Genomic DNA, 17,277 nt, shown 5'->3' with positions numbered 1-17,277 from the left:
CCCATGTGGCCGAAACGCCGAAAACCGTGATCTGCCGTCCACCGACGATCAACCTGCGGCGTGAAGCGCGAACGGCGGGCCGGAACGTGTCCGGCCCGCCGTTCGCGGTGCTCGCCACCGGAGGTTCCTGCAGGGCGTTTCAGCACGCGGTGGAGCCGTTCTCCGCCTCGCGGGGCGAGGCGAGCCACAGCGCCGCGGAGATCGCTGAGTCAGGGTCCGAGCCCGACCGGGTCCGAGGTTCCGCTCCCCGCACCGCCAACGCGCACCGCGCCTGGAAAGCGGCTACGCCGAGAGCAGCTGGGAGCAGCGGATCAGGCTCAGGTGGGAGTAGGCCTGCGGGTGGTTGCCCAGGGAGCGCTCCGCGATGGGGTCGTACTCCTCGGAGAGCAGGCCCGTCGGCCCCGCGGTGTCCACGATCTGCTGGAAGAGCTCCTCGGCCTCGGTACGGCGGCCGATGAGCAGGTACGCCTCGATCAGCCACGCCGCGCAGAGGTGGAAACCGCCCTCCTCGCCGGGGAGACCGTCGTCGCGGCGGTAGCGGTACACAGTGGACCCGCTGCGCAGCTCGGCCTCAATGGCGGTGACGGTGGCCCGGAACCGCTCGTCGGACGGATCGATCAGCCCGGACAACCCCACGTGCAGCGAGGCGGCGTCCAGATCGGACCCCTCGTAGGCCGTGGTGAACGCCTGCACGTCCGGGTGCCAGCCGTTCTTGATCACGTCCTCGGAGATCTGGTCGCGCAGCGTCACCCAGCCTTCCTCGACGTCGAGACCGTAGGCGTCGGCGATCTTGACCGCGCGGTCCAGCGTCACCCAGCACATCACCTTGGAGTAGACGTGGTGCCGCGGCACGTCGCGCTCCTCCCAGATGCCGTGATCGGGCTCGAACCAGCGCTGCGCGACGGCATCGGCCATCGCCTTGACAAGTTCCCAGTCGTGCTCGCGGACGGTGCCGGTGGCCTGGCCCAGGTGCGCGATCAGCTCCACGACCGGGCCGAACACGTCCAGCTGAACCTGCTGGTCGGCGAGGTTGCCGACGCGCACCGGCCGGGACCCGGCGTAACCGGGCAGGCTGTCGATCACGGCCTCCGGGCCGAGCCCGGTGCCCTGCAGCGAGTACAGCGGGTGCAGCCGCTCCGGGCCGGGGATGGACTCCAGCACCCGGTGCAGCCAGTCCAGGAACGCCTCCGCCTCGGCGGTGGATCCGAGGGTGACCAGCGCCTGCGCGGTCATCGCGCCGTCGCGCAGCCAGCAGTAGCGGTAGTCCCAGTTGCGGACGCCGCCGATCTCCTCGGGCAGCGAGGTGGTGGCTGCGGCCATGATGCCGCCGGTGTCGGAGTGGCACAGCCCGCGCAGCGTCAGCGCGGAGCGCGCCACCAGGTCCCGCTCGACGTCCGGCAGCGCGAGCTGCTCGGCCCAGTCAGACCAGTACGACTCGGCGGCCGCGCGGCGAGCGGGTTCGTCGGAGGCCGTCAGGTCCTCGGTGCCCGCGCGCAGCTCCAGCACGACCGGCTGGCCCTCGATCAGCTCGAGCACGGCGGTGGCCGACTCGTGCATCCCGTCGGAGCTGATCTCCCAGCTCACGCCGGGCGAGTACAGCACCATCGGCTCCGAGGTTCCCTGCACCCGCAGCCCGTCGGCCTCCGGGGTCAACCGCACCGGGACCTGGCCGAACTCCGGCCGCGGCGCGAACTCGATCTCCACGTCGGTGCCGCCGTTGATGGTGCGCACCAGGTCGGTGCGGTGGCTGTCGGTGTCGTGCGCCAGGTAGTCGGTGACCAGCAGCCGCGACCAGCGGGTCTCGACCGTCATCGTGTTGGGCACGTAGCGCTGGCCCAGCGGCAGCGGGGTGCGCTTGGCGCCGTTGGTGCCGCTGTGCGGGCGGATGCTGAAGTGCCCGGCACCGGTGCCACCGAGCAGGTCCGCGAACACGGCGGCCGAGTCCGGTCCCGGGTGGCACATCCAGGTCAGCCGGGCGTCCGGGGTCAGCAGCGCGATGTTGCGCTCGTTGGACAGCATGGTCAGCCGCTCGATGGGCGGGGCCTGCTCGCCGTAGAGCCAGGTGCGCCGCTCCTCCATCAGGAACGCCAGCACGGTGGCGACGTCGGCGGTGCTGGGCAGGCGGTGGTCGGCCAGCGTCTCGCCCTCGCCCACCTTGATGCCCAGGTCGGGGCCCGTCAGCCGGGCGAAGGCCTTCTCGTCGGTGACGTCGTCCCCGACGAAGATCGCGGCGGTGGCGCTGACCTGGTGCCGCAGCGCGTCGAGCGCGTTGCCCTTGTCGGTCTGCACCACGGCCAGCTCGATCACCGACTTACCCTCGGTGACCTGCACGCCATCCCACTGCGCGGGGCCGCTGCGCACCTCCGCGAAGAGCTGCTCGGCGACCTCGGGCTCGGCGCGCCGCACGTGGACGGCGACGCTGGCGGGCTTGTTCTCCAGCGTCACGCCGTCCTTGCCGTGCGCGATGTCCCGCAGCGAGACCTGCAGCTCGGTCCGGAGCTGGGTGGCCTCCGGATCCAGTTCGTGCACGAACCCGACGTCGAACTCGGAGCCGTGACTGCCGATCAGATGCACCTCGGCGGGCAGGCGGGAGAGGGTCGCCAGGTCGCGCAGCGCGCGGCCGGAGATGACCGCGGTGGCGGTGGCGGACAGGTCGGCCAGCGATCGCAGTGCGTGCACCGATTCGGGCAACGGTTTGGCCTGGGTCGGATCAGCCACGATCGGCGCGAGAGTGCCGTCGTAGTCGCAGGCGACCAGAAGTCGAGGTGTCCGCGCGAGCTGCACGATCAGGCGGCGCAGCTCGGCAGGCAGGGCTTCGGCGGTCAACGCCATACTCCTTGGAAGAGCGGGTCGGGTCTCATCAGAATCCGGTCCACCTCCGGCGTTGCGGTGAGTTCAGAAGGCGACCGGTGTTGCTTCAGTATCACCGACGCGGTTGCCGTCCGTGTTGCGGACCGGTTACTGCCGGCTACTGCGCGGGGGGCGTGCCCAATGCCTCGAGGAACGACCGCGCCCAGCGGTCGACATCGTGCGTGAGCACTTGCCTGCGTAGCGCGCGCATCCTACGGCGGCCCTCGGCCTCGTCGATCTCCAGGGCCGACAGGAGCGCGTCCTTCACTCCGTCGAGGTTATGCGGGTTGACCAGGAACGCGCTCGTCAGCTCGGCGGCCGCGCCGGCGAACTCGCTGAGCACGAGAGCCCCGCCCAGGTCGAAGCGGCAGGCGACGTACTCCTTGCAGACCAAATTCATCCCATCGCGTACCGGTGTCACGACCATGACGTCGGCGGCGGCGTAATAGGCGATCAGGTCCTTCTTGTCCACCGACGTGTGCAGGTAGTGCACGGCGGGACGGCCGACCCGGCCGAACTCGCCGTTGATCCGGCCGACCTGGCGCTCGATGCCCTCGCGCATCTGCTTGTAGTGCTCGACGCGTTCCCGGCTCGGCGTGGCGACCTGGATCATCGTCACGTCCTCGGGCTTGATCTGGCCCTCGTCGAAGAGCTCGTGCATGGCCTGCAGCCGGACGTCGATGCCCTTGGTGTAGTCCAGCCGGTCCACCCCGAGCAGGATCTTGCGCGGGTTCCCCAGCTGTTCGCGCACGCGCTTGACCCGCTGCTGGATGTCCTTGGTGCGGGCCATCTTGTCCAGGTCGGCCGAAGCGATCGAGATCGGGAACGCGCCTACCCGCACGGTGCGGTCGCCGACCTGCACCACGCCGGGCCTGGAGCGCACGCCGACCTGGCCGCGGCTGGGCTCGAAACCGGCCAGCCTGCGGGCCAGCCACAGGAAGTTCTGCGCGCCACCGGGCCGGTGGAAGCCGACCAGGTCCGCACCCAGCAGCCCGCGCACGATCTCGGTCCGCCACGGCAGCTGCATGAACAGCTCCACCGGCGGGAACGGGATGTGCAGGAAGAAGCCGATGCGCAGATCGGGTCGCAGCTCGCGCAGCATCGCCGGGACGAGCTGCAGCTGGTAGTCCTGCACCCACACCGTCGCGCCCTCGGCGCTGACCTCGGCGGCTGCCTCGGCGAACCGGCGGTTGACCCGCTGGTAGGCGTTCCACCAGGAGCGGTCGAAGACCGGCGAGACCACCACGTCGTGGTACAGCGGCCACAGCGTCGCGTTGGAGAAGCCCTCGTAGTACTCCGCGAACTCGGCTGCGGACAGCCGCACCGGGTGCAACGTCAGGTCCTCGTCGGCGAACGGATCGACATCGACGTCGGCGACTCCCGGCCAGCCGACCCAGGCGCCGCGCCGGGCGCGCAGGAACGGTTCGAGCGCGGTGACCAGCCCGCCCGGGCTGTGCTTCCAGCGCTCGGTGCCGTCCTCGAGTCGTTCCAGATCCACCGGTAGCCGATTGGCGACCACGACGAAATCCGCTCGGCTGGGCACGCTCACCGGTAATCCTCCCGACGGGTATCCACCTGTGGTTGCGAGACTACTGAAACGAACCGCCGCCCGCGCCCCGCACGGGCGTGCGATTTCGGCGAAGAGCTCAACCCTCCGCCGTCAATCGAACCGGCGCCGCCGAGCGGCGTGGACCGTTCAGTCCAATCGCCGCCTGCTCGGTCTGACCGGCCCGGACATGCGCGGTCCCGACATCCGGCGCTCGAGGCGGCCCAGGCGGGTCCGCACGGGCGAGGCCAAGTACTCGCCGAGGACCACGCCGGCGCCCAGCGCCAGCCCGGTCGCGATCGCGAGCATCATCGTCGCCAGGCCCTTCGGGTCGCCCAGCACCGAGAGCTCGAACAGGCCCTGGTAGGTCGCCAGGCCGGGAAGCAGCGGCGCGACGCCGGAGACCGCGACGACCAGACCCGGGATCCGCAGCCGCCGGGCGATGATGCCGCCCGCGAAACCGACCACCGCAGTGGCCACCGCGCCCGCCAGGACCGTGTGCACGCTCAAGCTCACGCTCAGCACGGAGTGCACGCCCGCGGCCACCGCGCCACCGATGCCCGCGACCATCAGCGGGCGCGGCGGGGCGTAGCTGGCCAGCGCGAAGCAGGCCGAGGTGGACGCACCGGCCAAGCACTGCACGAGCAGCGTCAGACCGGGCGCCACGATCTGCGCGCGGCCGAGGTCCTGCACCTCGAGCCCGCTGACCGTGTCCCCGCCGAGCCGCAGCGAGACGTAGAGCGCCAGCACAACACCGGCGATCAAGCCCGCCGACATCACCGCGAGCTCGGCTATCCGGCCCGCCGCCGTGACGTTGTACCCGGTGATCGCGTCCTGCATGGAACCGACCACGGTCATCCCGGAAAGCAGAACGATGATGCTGGTCGCCACCGCCAGCGACGGGCTGGTCAGCCAGCCGAGGGCGTACACGCCGATGGCCACCGAGGTCGCGATCGCGCCCCCGACGGCCTGCTGGAAGAAGAACGGCAGCGCGCGCTTGTTGAGCAATCGGCCGACCCGGTCGACCACCGCGGTGCTGACCGCGGCGAAAACCGGGAGCTGCCACTCCTCGCCACCGCCGAGCAGCACCGCCAGCGAAGCGGCCATGCCCGCCCAGGCCAGGGTGGCCACCCACCGCGGGAACGGGTGCGCGGCGGTGGTGATCCGGTCCAGCTCGGCGTAGGCCTCGGCGGCGGTGATCTCGCCCCCGGTGATCCGCCGCAGCAGTTCCTCCACGTCCGCGAGCCGGGTGTAGTCCACCGAGCGGTTGCGCACCACGCGCAGCGAGGTGACCGGTGGCAGCTCGGTCCCCCGGTAGCACGACACCGTGATCGACGTGTAGATGACGTCGACCTCGCAGTGCGGCAGACCGTAGGCGTTGACCACGCCGGTGATCGTGGCGGTCACATCGGAGGCGCCGGCACCGCTGGCCATCTGCACCTCGCCGATGCGCAACCCCAGGTCGAGCACGAGGTGCACGGTCGACTCTTCGGGCAGCGCGGGCCCGAAGACGGCGTTGCGCGAGCCGGGGACGATCGTCTCGTCCTGATCACGGCGCCGCAGCACACCGCGAGCGCGCCGGGTGATTCCCACCGCGGTCTTTCCTTCCTGCCGCAACCCGCGAACGGGCCGCCGCCGTGGCTGATCTTCCCCTCGGGCATCGCCTGTCATGAGCCTGCCGTTGCACTCGACGCGTGTGGCTTCCATCACTGGTCAGCGCGCTCTTCGCGAGCGCGCGCACGACCCACCGCCGACGGCGGCCGGTGCGCTGCTCCGACCGCCGCCACGCCGACCCCATCGTCGACCAGATCACTTTGTCCGCGCGGACCATCGGCCGCTTGTCGCCCGCCGCGGGACGCCGCTTACGATGTCCTCGCACGACGTGCAGGCCGCTGTAGCTCAGATGGCAGAGCACCCGCCTTGTAAGCGGACGGTCAGGGGTTCGAGTCCCCTCAGCGGCTCCGAGTCTACCGAGCGTGAACGCGGCACCGGGCGGCGAAGGTGGCCGCCTCGCACGGGCTCGTACCCCGGCTGTCCCGCCAGGAGTCCCGGTCGAGGAGACCTGCTGGCGACGTGCCGCGTCGTCGTCCCGGTGACGTGCACCTGGTGTCGCTTCACAGCCGCGATGGATGCTTCAGCTCCGCGGCGACGTGGTCGGGAACTCCGAGGACGAGCAGTGCGGTGGCCGCGATGTGGCGTGCAATTCGGTCGTGCTCGACAGCTGTGCCGCTGCGGGCAGCCCGCACCTCCCTTTTAGCTCGGTCGGGCGAAAAAAGCACCCCGTTCGTGTCAACCGAGCGCGTTCGCCGGCGCCCCGCGGGGACTCTCCAGGCATGTGCGGCCCGGGGCACCAGCGGACCGATCTCCTACGAACCGGACGAGTTCCCCTCCGCGGATGCCGCCCGAAGGCGGTCGGCCCCGTTGACCGACTGCAGGAGTGCCGGGTCGAGCGACCGGCCCTGCCCGTCGACCGCGATCACCGACACCATTCCCGTGGTCTCCAGCACCACCGCGGCCACTTGCTCGACCCGGGCCACTCCCGCCAGCCGCAGCTTCGAGCGCAAGTCGTCGTCGGTCATGCGGGCGCGCGCCAGATTCTCGGTGAGCACCTCCGGGCCATCCATCAGCAACAGCGGTCGGCTGTCCATCGCCCGCTCGACGCGTTTCCGCCGGCGCAAGTAGGCGATCAAGGCCTGGACGACGAACAGCACCGCGAGCGCCACCACACCTTGCACCAACGACGTCGAGGTGCTCACCGCCGTCGTCGCGGCCATCGACCCGAAGATGACCGTGGCTGCCAGATCGAAGTTCGTCATCTCGGCGAACGAACGCAACCCGGCGATCCGCGAGAACAGGATCAACGCCAGGTACACGCTGACGGTGCTGACCACGACCACTGAGATCGTGTTCCACGAACTTCCCAACTGAGCCCACACGGCTCATCACCTCCTTGCCTTCCACCCGGGTCCGGCTACCGGATGCGGCTCGACGATCGGCGAGGACCCGTGAGGAGATGCTCACCGCACGGACGAGAGCTGCGGCTCGTCTTCGCGGGAAATGCTCCGTCAGCCCCGGTGGCGCGGGACTCGGTCAACCTCGGTCAGCCTTGCACCGGGAAGCGCAAGAGCGCCCCCACGCCGTCGGCCAGCCCCGTCCCATCGGGGACCAGGTCGGCATGCGCGCTGGTCTCGGCGCAGGTCTTGATCAACATCGCTTCGCGGGAACCCGCGGACTCGTGTTCGAACAGCAACGTCTCGACCGCGCCCATCTCCGCGGCCTTCGCGACCGCGTCGGCACCGTGCACGGCCTGCCCATGAGCCAACCCCGCGTTGAGCTGCTCGGCTCGGGACTCGGCGGTGCGGGTGCTCTCCCGCTCCGCGATCTCGCGCAGCTGCTCGGCCAGCGCGGCCTCGCCGCCCTCGTCCTGGGCATCGCCCCGCTCCGCATCGGCGACCATTCCCGCGAAGTTCTCGGGCAGCGCGTCGCGGAGCGCCGTGCGTCCCTGCGCCTCACCGGCCAGCACGAGCAGCCGCGGACGGAACGAGTTCTCGACGCTCTGCACGTGCGCCACGACGTCCTCGGCATTGCGCTGCAGCGTCTGCTCGGCGCGGCGCTGGATCTTCTTGTGGGACAACGCCCCACCGCGCGGCTTGTGCGTCCCGGAGTCGTCGCCGCCGGTGACGCTCTCGGTCTCGACCTCGCGGGCGACGTGCTGCTCGGCCACCACTTCGTGGCGCAGCTGCGCGCCCTGGTGCTCGGCGATCACCACCAGCATCCGCACCGAACGGCATTCCTCGCGCACCAGCGCACCGAGCTCCGGCACGACGCTCCAATGCGCCTCATCGCCCGCGCCGAGCGCCGCGTCCCACGGCTCGTCCAGAGCCATCCCGGACGCCGAGGCGACCAGCACGCGCCCGTCGGCCTGCTCCTCACCTGGCTCCTCGCGCTCGAGCGCGGAATCGATCGCCTCCAGCGCCCCGCTCGTGGCGCCGGCTTTGACCAACCGCTCCCGCAACGCCTTCCACCGCAGCCGCATCTGCGACCCGGCGTCCTCACCGGGCGCACGTCCTTCCAGATAGACCGTGGCGAACGGCCCTTCGTGCTCGTACACGGGTTTCAGCCGAGACAGATCCATTCTCGTTCCCTTCACCGACAAGCGGGGGTCGAACATCGACTCCTCCGCCACGATGCCACGAGCCAGGCCGATGCGACGTGGAGCGAGCCGCAGCGTGGGGCGCATTCCAACCGGATAGGGGTCCTCGCGCCGGCGTTCCCGGAGTCGGTGCGCTGCGCTGAGCCGCAAGGCGAGCAGCGCGATGGGCGGCGCGCGGTCAAGCGTCTTGCGGGCGCGCTCCCGGCGAGTTGCCAGCTCGTCCACTGCGGCCGGGGATCGCCGTCCACCAGCAGGAATGCCAACCGGGCCGGGAATGATCCGCCGCTGCGCGACCTGAGCCGCGCTGTCGAGCGTCAGTACCGGCGGTCGATCACCGTGTTGTTGGCCGCGAACCAGCGGACGTAGCCGTGCTGGAAGTTGCTCTGCCTGCCTCCCGAGACCGCGAACTCCCCGGTCGTCGGGTAGCCCAGGTACGAACGCTCCCAGCCCAGCGCCACCCACCGCTCGCGGATCCGGCCGTGCACCTCGTGCGCTCCGGTGCCCGGCGTCCAGTAGATCGACGCTGCCTTGCTGAAGTGGTTGAACCGGCCGACGCCGTCCGGTGTCCTCGTCTCGTCGGTGGTCGGATAACCCATCGGACCGGTCTCCCAACCAACCCGCCGCCATTCCACGCGGATCGCGCCCGCGACGCCGTGCGCTCCGGTGCCGGGAGTCCAGTAGATCGACGCTGCCTTGCTGAAGTGGTTGAACCGGCCGACCCCGTCGGGCGTCCTCGTCTCGTCGGTGGTCGGATAACCCATCGGACCGCGCTCCCAGCCGAGGTCCGCCCACTTCACCCGGATGTCGCCCCAGACGGCGTGCGATCCGGTGTCCGGCGTCCAGTAGATCGACGCGTCCTCGCTGAAGTGGTTGTAGCGCCCGACGCCGTCGGGCGTCGCCCGCTCGTCGGTGGTCGGCACGCCGAGAGCGGCGTGCCCGCCGAGATCCAGGAACTTGGCGAGGTTTCCGCCGCGCAGCGCGTGCACCCCGGTCTCGGCGGTCCAGTACAGCCTGCCGTTCTCGTAGGACCGGTGGTGCACGGGCCCGTCGACCACCTCAGGACCGGTCGGCGCGCCCAGTGCGTCGCGCAGTCCGGGCTCGGCGTTGTACCGCTGCGCGATCGGCGAGAGGTACTCGGCGTTCAGCGTCCGGTCACCGGAGCCCATCGTGATCACCCTGGACCGCGAGGTCGGGCCGTCGGACCACTTCTGGAAGGTCGAGCCGCCGTCGGTGGCCGTCTGCGCGGCGAGCACGTCCAGCTCGGCGCCCTCGGTGACCATCGCCGAGCTCCCGCCGCCCTCGACCGGGATCTGCAGCACCGCGGGGACGTTGCTGGTCAGCTTCAGCAGGTGCTCCCGCGGCCGGGCCACGTAGGTCCTGGTGACCGCGACGCCCTCGGAGTCGGTCGCCTCGGCGGTGAACTCCATCCTGGAGTCCGGGTGCGCGGTGAACGCGGAGTTCAGTTCACCGCCCTCGCCCCCGGGGCCGGGATGGTTGTGGCAGGTCGTCTCCTCACCGCAGTGCACCACCGAGCTGCTCCACGTCACGGCGAGCGGGCCGTCCTCGGCGTCGGTGGCCGCCGCGGAGAGCGCGATCTCCTCGCCGACCGCGAAGTCCTCCTGGGCCGGCGGGGTCAGCGTCAGCTCCGGCGAGTTGTTCGACGGGACCACGACGATGTCGACGCTGTCCGCGGCACCGAGCGAGTCGCGCACGGTCAGCCGAGCCGTGAAGCGCTCGGTTCCGGGCTCGTAGGTGTGCGTCGCCCGCACGCCGGTCGCGGTGCCGCCGTCGCCGAAGTCCCACTCGTAGCTGAGGGCGTCGCCGTCGAAGTCGATCGAGCCCGACCCGTCGAAGGTGACCGTGCGGGTGGCCGGGTCGGTGCTCGTGGTGGCCTCGGCGGTGGGCGGGTTGTTCGCCGCGGAGTAGCTCAGCCTGCGCAGCGAACCGCTGTTGATGTCCGCGTAGACGATGTCACCGTTCGGTGCCGCCTCGAACTTCACCGGCCCGCCGATGTCGGTGCCCAGCGGCGGGCTCTGCGGTTCCTGGACCAGATTTCCCTCGGCGTCCAGCCGCAGGCTCCAGAGCTTGTTCTGCGTGTAGTCGCCGAAGAAGTACGCACCGCGGTAGGTCTCCGGGTAGCTCTCGCCCTGGTAGACGATACCGCCGGTCACGCTGTTTCCCTGGTCGACCCCGCTGCCGTGCTGGTACTCCCACACCGGCGGCGTGTTGGCGACGTTGTCGCACTCGGGACGATCGGTGTAGCCGGGCGTCCGGTGCTCGCCCTCCCAGCACGGCCACTTGTAGTTCTGGCCGGGCCGCACGACGTCGATCTCCTCCCAGGAGCCGTAGCCGACGTCGCCGACGATCGGCGTCCCGGTGGCCGGATCGAGGGCGAACCGGAACGGGCTGCGGAATCCCCGCGCGTAGACCCGGCTTCGCCACGAGGACGGCGCGGAGGCCTGGTAGTGCGGGTTGCTCGCCACGCCGGTGCCGTCCGGGTTGATGTGCATGATCTTGCCCTGGGGCCTGTCCAGGTCGAAGGTCCGGAACGCGGCGGGGTCCGTCCGCCAGTAGTCGGACATGTCCCCCGTGGACACCCACAGCGTGCCGTCGGGGGCCGCGATGATGCCGGTGAGCCCGTGCACGTCGGAGAAGCTCCGGATCTCGAAGATCACCTGCTCGTCGGTGATCCCGGTGGGCTCCGGGCTCCCCTGCACCGTCCAGCGCGCCAGCCGCAACAGGTGGCCGTCGGCGCCGTCCGGGACGGCGCGCGCCAGGTAGATGTGCCGCGAGGTCTCGTAGTCGTGGGCGGCGGCGATGCCGACCAGCCCGAGGTCCTGCGAGGTGTCCGCGGGCAACGTGGCCAGCGTGTTGACCTTCCCGCCGGGCGAGACCCAGGCGACCTCGCCCTGCTTGCCGGTGCTGATCGTGCTGTCGTCCGGCAGGTAGGTGAAGTCGGTGAGGTCGTAGGCGTCCTGCCCGCTGGGCTGGTCCCGCAGCACGAACCCGGGCGGCAGCGACGGGGCCGCCGTCGCCGCGGGCGCAGCCGCCGTCAGGGCGCCGGCTGCCAGCAGCAGGCACAGCACCGCGCTCACCAGCGGACGGACGCCGTTGACGACCAACATCGCGATTACCCCCAGTCGAACGCCTCCGAGCTCATCCCGGCCGAGCGCTGTGGCGCAGCATGACGCCTACCCGCCGCGAAAGCCAGCGAATTCCCCAATTCGCACCAAACGGGACAAGCGGGCGGTTCGCGAGCCGAGCCCTCGCCACGATGCGCTCGCGAGCGCGAGAACTGCGCGGAGACACCTGACCAGTGCCTTCTCACCGCGGGCGGCGGGCGCATCCGCTGCGCCTCATCGGGACGCACCGGAATTTGGTGCCGAGACCAGCGAAAATACAACGAACATTGCGAAACTCCGCTATTCGGGGAGTCTTCGACCACGCGGCACATCGACGGTGGACCGCCCCCGGACGAACGCTATAGGGTCGAGCGACAAACTGATCGTGAATTTGCTGGGGGGCTCGTGCGAATCTCCGTCGATGATCTGTCCAGCCCGGACATCGTCGCGTTCCTGCACGGGCACATCGCGCAGATGCAGTCGGTGTCCCCACCCGGCAGCACGCACGCCCTCGAGCTCAGCGCCCTGCGCCGAACTGGGGTTACGTTCTGGGTCGCGCGCGAGGACGAGACGGTGCTCGGCTGCGGCGCGATCAAGGAAATCGATCTCGAGCACGCGGAGATCAAATCGATGCGCACCGCCCCGTCCCACCAGAACCGGGGAATCGCCTCCCGGCTGCTGCAGCACATCATGGGCGAATCGAAACTCATGGGTTATTCCAGGCTGAGCTTGGAAACCGGTTCCAGCGATTTCTTCGACGCGGCCCGGCGGCTCTATCTCAAGCACGGCTTCTCGTTCTGCGAACCTTTCGCGGACTACCGGAAAGACCCCAACAGCGTCTTCATGACCCTCCAGCTCTGAACTCGCTCCGGGAGCCCACCGCACCGATTCGAGCGAGACAGCGCTCCCACGAGCCGCGCTGACCCGTTCGCGCTAGTGCTCCCGCGCCCGCGCAGGAGGACCCTGGGGTCGGCGCGGAGGTGGCCATGCGACGCAGGCGGCGCGAGCGGAACCCGGTGGTGATCACCGACGCGGCTCCGTCGTTCGAGGAAGAGCAGCGGCGCCGCAAGCGGACGTACGCGGTGCTGATGGTGGTGCACCTGGTCGGTTTCACCGCCGCCGGCCTGCTCGCGCACCACTGGGTGCTGGCGCTGATGATCATCGCGGTCACCGGCGCGCTGCCGTGGTTCGCGGTGGTGCTGGCCAACGACCGCTCCGGGGAGCGGGAACCGCGCCGTCCGGTCGGGCGCGGGCGACGCGCCCTCGGGCGCAGCGACGACGAGTGATTTCCCGGTCGACCCGCGGAATTCCGCGAACTTCCACAGGGCGGGCGCGCGAACGGCCCCGCCATCGGCGGAAATCCGTGTTCTGGCAATTCCCGGGGGACTGGCGAGTTGTGCCCAGCCGATGGACTCCCGCCCCTCGGCCGGTGAGTCTCGGTCTCGGTTTTCGCTAGCCAACCGAAGGAGAATCACGTGTCGCTCGCACGCAATCTCACCGGCCTGGCCGCCGGCCTCCTCGTGACCGGGGCCGTCGCGGCGACTCCGGCGCTGGCCGACCCGGTGGACACGGCGCAGGCAAGCAGCACCCCGTCCGAGGTGTCCGCGCAGGACGTCTCCCCGACGATCATCGACGGCCGCGAGGTGGACAGCGCACCGTGGGCGGCCCGGTTATTCGTCGACGACCAGCAGACCTGCAGCGCGTCGATCATCGCGCCGGAGTGGATCCTCACCGCGCAGCACTGCGTGGCCGACGCCACCGACGGCAACGGGCTGAGCTTCAACATCGGCGATGTGGACCAGTCGAAGGGCGAGCACGCCGACGCCGTGCCCGGTGAGGTGCACATCCACGACGCCGCCGACGTCGCGGTGGTCAAGATCGACCACGCGGTGCAGACCGACTACGCCCCGCTCGGAGACCCGGGCACGGTCGGCACCGGGGACACCGTGCAGACCTACGGCTGGGGCGCGACCTGCACCGACCGGCCCGAGATCGAATGCCAGTCGCAGATCCTCAAGGTCGCCGACGTCAACGTGACCGCTGTGAACGGCGACTGCACCGACTACCGCGGCGGCAAGGCCATCTGCGCGCAGTACGGCGACGGCATCCCCGCGGGCGGCGACTCCGGCGGTCCGATGTTCGCCGGCGACACGCAGGTGGGCGTGGCCTCCACCAGCGACCGCGCCAGCAACACCGCCTACGTCAACATCACCCAGTACCGCGACTGGATCTCCTCGATCGCGGGCGTGTGAGGCGATGTCCCAGTTCTCGGCGTGCGTGACTGGGCTCCGGGTGTTCCGCGACGCGAGCTCGGCCGGCACGCGCCGCCGCGGCTGCCCTCGCCCGACGCGTGAGGCCCCGCTGCGGTGCCGGCCGAGCCCCGCACCGCAGCACGGACCCGCCGCCGCACGCCGGAACGGCCCGTAGGGCCGCACGCGACACGCGCGGGCGCATTCGGATTCGGGGCGACGTTCCGAACCGGGTGCGCCCGCTCGCTGCGCTCCGCCGCGCAGCGCTGCTGCAACGTGGGTCACACCGGAAATTTTCCTGCCGCCCCCGCCGCTGAGCGGCAAATCTTTGGGGTTTGCGCAGGTCAGAATGTGCCGGAAATTGTCCGGCAATTGCGCACACCTGCTTGGTAACACCGCGCTGGATGGCAAATCAACGCTTCTGTAGTGCTTCTCACGTGTAATATCGAGAATTGCCTGGTAGATGAAGCGTGAAACGCATCAGAACCTGACGCGTTACGGATGTTCTGTTAAGTTGGCAAAGCATGACCGGCGACAAACCGAGCCATAACAGCGAAGATCGAAATGGCAAGAGCGGTTCAGCCGGACGGTTGGAGATCGACGCTCCGGTCGTCGCGGACGGCCCAGAGCTCTACCGAATCACCCGTGATTCGGGAGTGCTCGATGTGAACTCGTCCTACGCATATTTGCTGTGGTGCCGCGACTTCGCGCAGACCTCCGCGGTAGCGCGTGTCGACGGCGCGGTCGTGGGGTTCGTGACCGGGTTCATCCGGCCCGACGCCCCGGACACCCTGGTGGTGTGGCAGATCGCCGTCGATGCCTCCCAGCGCGGTGGTGGCGTGGCAGGCCGCCTGCTCGACCACCTCGTCGACCGGGTGCGGCCTCGCGGTGTTCGCTACCTGGAGACGACCATCACCCCGGACAACTCAGCCTCGATCAAGCTGTTCACCGCACTGGCGCGCGAGCGCGCGGCGAACATCGAGAGCAGCGAGCTGTTCACCGCCGACCTCTTCCCGGACGCGCACGTCGGGGAAGACCTGTACCGCATCGGGCCGTTCGAGCCGGCGGCCGCCGCCGCAGAGGCCGGAGCCCGATAGCCACCGCACGTGCGCACGAACGCACCAAGCTTTCACCACCTGCGCCGGGTCACCCCTGTGTCCGCCGGCCGAACGGAGGATTTCGTGAACGACGTCTTCGCCACCTACGAGTCGGAAGTCCGCAGCTACAGCCGAACTTGGCCCGCGGTCTTCGACCGCGCCCTCGGCAGCTACCTCTACGACGAGGACGGAACGCCCTACCTGGACTTCTTCGCGGGCGCGGGTGCCCTCAACTACGGGCACAACAACCCGCTGCTGAAGAAGAAGCTCATCGAGTACATCGAGCGCGACGGCGTCACGCACGGTCTGGACCAGGCCACCGTCGCCAAGCGCGAGTTCCTGTCCACCTTCAACGAGAAGGTGCTGCAGCCGCGCGGTCTGAACTACAAGGCGCAGTTCCCCGGCCCGACGGGCACCAACACCGTCGAGTCGGCGCTCAAGCTGGCCCGCAAGATCACCGGCCGCGAGTCGATGATCAGCTTCACCAACGCGTTCCACGGCATGACGCTGGGCTCCCTGTCGGTGACCGGTAACTCGATGAAGCGCGGCGGCGCGGGCATCCCGCTGGTGCACGCCACCCCGATGCCCTACGACGACTACTTCGACGGCCAGGTGCCCGACTTCCTGTACTTCGAGCGGATGCTCGAGGACAGCGGCTCCGGCCTGAACGAGCCCGCCGCGGTCATCGTGGAGACGCTGCAGGGCGAGGGCGGCATCAACTCCTCGCGCCCCGAGTGGCTGCGCGGCCTCTACGAGCTGTGCCAGAAGCACGGCATCCTGTTCATCGTCGACGACGTGCAGATGGGCGTGGGCCGCACCGGTCCGTTCTTCTCCTTCGAGGAAGCCGGCATCCAGCCCGACATCGTCTGCCTGTCGAAGTCCATCGGCGGCTACGGCATGCCGCTGGCCACGACGCTGATCAAGCCGGAGCACGACGTCTGGGAGCCGGGCGAGCACAACGGCACCTTCCGCGGCAACAGCCCGGCGTTCATCACCGCCTCCGAGGCCTTCCGCCAGTACTGGAGCGACGACCAGCTCGAGCGCTCCACCATCGCCAAGGGCGAGCGGGTCGGCGAGGTGCTGACCGAGATCGCCGAGGAGCACGGCGGTGCGCTGGCCAAGGGACGCGGCCTGGCCCGCGGCCTGGGCTTCGAGGACAGCGACGTGGCGGGCAAGGTCTCCAAGGCGGCCTTCGACCGCAAGATGCTGCTGGAGACCTCGGGACCGTCCAGCGAGGTCGTCAAGATCATGCCGCCGCTGACCATCTCCGAGGACGAGCTGGAGCAGGGACTGCAGATCATCCGCGACTCCGTCAAGGAAGTGCTGGCCTGACACGGCCGCCGCGCGCGGGTCGGGAGCGAAGAGGGCTTTTCAGAATGCGGTGGAACCGCATGCGGTGCGGGACTCAGCCCGCACCGCTGCGGGTTCTCGGACGTCGTCGGGCGAGGACAGCCGCGACGCCGCGTAGGTGGCTACTCAAGGAGCGGATCCCGGAGCCCGTCGGCGTCCGAGGTTCCGCTACCCGCGCCGTCACGCAAACCGCAAGCCGAAACCCCTCCTAAAACCACGCAACACCGTGGCCGGTGCTCCCGGCCCGTGCTGCTTTTGCGGCAAGCTGTAGCCGGGACGTCGTCCCGGGTTGCAGTGCACAACGAGAAAGACTCTCTGGAGGAACAACGTGATCGTCCGGCACCTCTCGGAAATCGAGGACACCGAAGCCGACATCAAGCAGGAGAACTGGCGCAGCAAGCGCATCATCCTGGCCAAGGACAAGCTGGGCTTCTCGGTGCACGAGACCACGCTCTACGCCGGCACGGTGAACGACTTCTGGTACGCCAACCACGTCGAAGCCGTGTTCATCACCCACGGCGAGGGCGAGGTCGAGAACAAGGCCACTGGTGAGGTGCACCAACTGGCGCCGGGTTCGATCTACGTCCTCAACGACGCCGACAAGCACCAGGTGCGGCCGAGGACCGAGATGAAGACCGTCTGCGTGTTCAACCCGCCGGTCACCGGCCGCGAGGTGCACGACGAGAACGGCGTCTACCCGCTGATCGTCGAGGACTGAGCGCCTCGGCGCACGATGCATAGCCGACGACGGCGGCGGGTACTCAAGCTGGGTGCCCGCCGTCGTCGGGTATCGCCTCCGCTCCCGCGCGGAGGCGGGGCACAGCAGTGCCGCTTCTGAACCGAGGAACCGAGAACTGGCGGCGGTGCCACCCAGGCATCGATCGCTCCGGCGGGAATTCGCTAAGGAGGC

The 17,277-nt window shown here is 69.7% G+C and carries 12 protein-coding genes and 1 tRNA gene; 7 read left to right on the top strand and 6 right to left on the bottom strand.

Annotated features, from left to right (window positions below; translation table 11 throughout):
• Window positions 1–282 precede the first annotated feature (282 nt).
• The 3 genes from otsB to ABD289_RS05765 all read right to left on the bottom strand — a co-directional run bounded on the left by otsB (window position 283) and on the right by ABD289_RS05765 (window position 5,989).
• Window positions 283–2,832, bottom strand: coding sequence for a trehalose-phosphatase (gene otsB, locus ABD289_RS05775; RefSeq protein ID WP_344127360.1), 2,550 nt, complete (start codon window positions 2,830–2,832; stop codon window positions 283–285).
• A gap of 136 nt (window positions 2,833–2,968) precedes the next feature.
• Window positions 2,969–4,399 carry an alpha,alpha-trehalose-phosphate synthase (UDP-forming) gene (locus ABD289_RS05770; RefSeq protein ID WP_344127357.1) on the bottom strand — a complete coding sequence of 477 codons (1,431 nt, stop codon included), beginning with the start codon at window positions 4,397–4,399 and terminating at the stop codon, window positions 2,969–2,971.
• A gap of 147 nt (window positions 4,400–4,546) precedes the next feature.
• Entirely contained in the window at window positions 4,547–5,989 is a 1,443-nt protein-coding gene (locus ABD289_RS05765) for a threonine/serine exporter family protein (protein ID WP_344127355.1), read from the bottom strand.
• A gap of 295 nt (window positions 5,990–6,284) precedes the next feature.
• Here ABD289_RS05765 and ABD289_RS05760 point away from each other — a divergent pair.
• Window positions 6,285–6,357: transfer RNA gene (locus ABD289_RS05760), tRNA-Thr, on the top strand.
• A 405-nt stretch (window positions 6,358–6,762) separates the two neighbouring features.
• On the opposite strand, the gene ABD289_RS05755 is transcribed toward ABD289_RS05760, so the two are convergent.
• The 3 genes from ABD289_RS05755 to ABD289_RS05745 form a co-directional block, all read right to left on the bottom strand.
• Window positions 6,763–7,332, bottom strand: coding sequence for a DUF421 domain-containing protein (locus tag ABD289_RS05755; RefSeq protein ID WP_344127353.1), 570 nt, complete (start codon window positions 7,330–7,332; stop codon window positions 6,763–6,765).
• Between the two features lie 164 nt (window positions 7,333–7,496).
• Window positions 7,497–8,507 carry a baeRF2 domain-containing protein gene (locus ABD289_RS05750; RefSeq protein ID WP_344127351.1) on the bottom strand — a complete coding sequence of 337 codons (1,011 nt, stop codon included), beginning with the start codon at window positions 8,505–8,507 and terminating at the stop codon, window positions 7,497–7,499.
• Window positions 8,508–8,863: 356 nt separating this feature from the next.
• Window positions 8,864–11,674, bottom strand: a complete 2,811-nt coding sequence (locus ABD289_RS05745; protein WP_344127349.1) for a PQQ-dependent sugar dehydrogenase — start codon at window positions 11,672–11,674, stop codon at window positions 8,864–8,866.
• 402 nt (window positions 11,675–12,076) lie between these two features.
• Here ABD289_RS05745 and ABD289_RS05740 point away from each other — a divergent pair, with 402 nt between their 5' ends.
• From ABD289_RS05740 to ABD289_RS05715, 6 genes are all read left to right on the top strand, one after another.
• Entirely contained in the window at window positions 12,077–12,532 is a 456-nt protein-coding gene (locus ABD289_RS05740; protein WP_344127347.1) for a GNAT family N-acetyltransferase, read from the top strand.
• 125 nt (window positions 12,533–12,657) lie between these two features.
• Window positions 12,658–12,957, top strand: a complete 300-nt coding sequence (locus ABD289_RS05735) for a DUF3099 domain-containing protein (protein WP_344127345.1) — start codon at window positions 12,658–12,660, stop codon at window positions 12,955–12,957.
• 189 nt (window positions 12,958–13,146) lie between these two features.
• Window positions 13,147–13,923 carry a S1 family peptidase gene (locus ABD289_RS05730; RefSeq protein ID WP_344127343.1) on the top strand — a complete coding sequence of 259 codons (777 nt, stop codon included), beginning with the start codon at window positions 13,147–13,149 and terminating at the stop codon, window positions 13,921–13,923.
• 587 nt (window positions 13,924–14,510) lie between these two features.
• The gene (gene ectA, locus ABD289_RS05725) at window positions 14,511–15,017 is read left to right on the top strand and encodes a diaminobutyrate acetyltransferase (protein ID WP_344128072.1); all 507 of its coding nucleotides are present in this window, start codon (window positions 14,511–14,513) and stop codon (window positions 15,015–15,017) included.
• An 84-nt stretch (window positions 15,018–15,101) separates the two neighbouring features.
• Window positions 15,102–16,349 carry a diaminobutyrate--2-oxoglutarate transaminase gene (gene ectB / locus ABD289_RS05720; RefSeq protein ID WP_344127341.1) on the top strand — a complete coding sequence of 416 codons (1,248 nt, stop codon included), beginning with the start codon at window positions 15,102–15,104 and terminating at the stop codon, window positions 16,347–16,349.
• A 346-nt stretch (window positions 16,350–16,695) separates the two neighbouring features.
• Window positions 16,696–17,085: an ectoine synthase gene (locus ABD289_RS05715; RefSeq protein WP_344127339.1), complete on the top strand. Its 390-nt coding sequence runs from the start codon at window positions 16,696–16,698 to the stop codon at window positions 17,083–17,085.
• Window positions 17,086–17,277: the final 192 nt, after the last annotated feature.

Origin of the sequence: Saccharopolyspora halophila (genome assembly GCF_039531955.1) — a bacterium.
In the GTDB taxonomy this organism is placed as follows: Bacteria; Actinomycetota; Actinomycetes; order Mycobacteriales; family Pseudonocardiaceae; genus Saccharopolyspora; species Saccharopolyspora halophila.
The sequence above is the reverse complement of the archived record's forward strand: the minus strand, read 5'-3'. Positions and strand labels throughout refer to the sequence as shown.

Bases quoted from the DNA above. Each gene is read 5' to 3' on its own strand.
- otsB (WP_344127360.1), bottom strand. From the start codon at position 2,832: ATGGCGTTGACCGCCGAAGCCCTGCCTGCCGAGCTGCGCCGCCTGATC.
- ABD289_RS05745 (WP_344127349.1), bottom strand. From the start codon at position 11,674: ATGTTGGTCGTCAACGGCGTCCGTCCGCTGGTGAGCGCGGTGCTGTGC.
- ABD289_RS05735 (WP_344127345.1), top strand. From the start codon at position 12,658: ATGCGACGCAGGCGGCGCGAGCGGAACCCGGTGGTGATCACCGACGCG.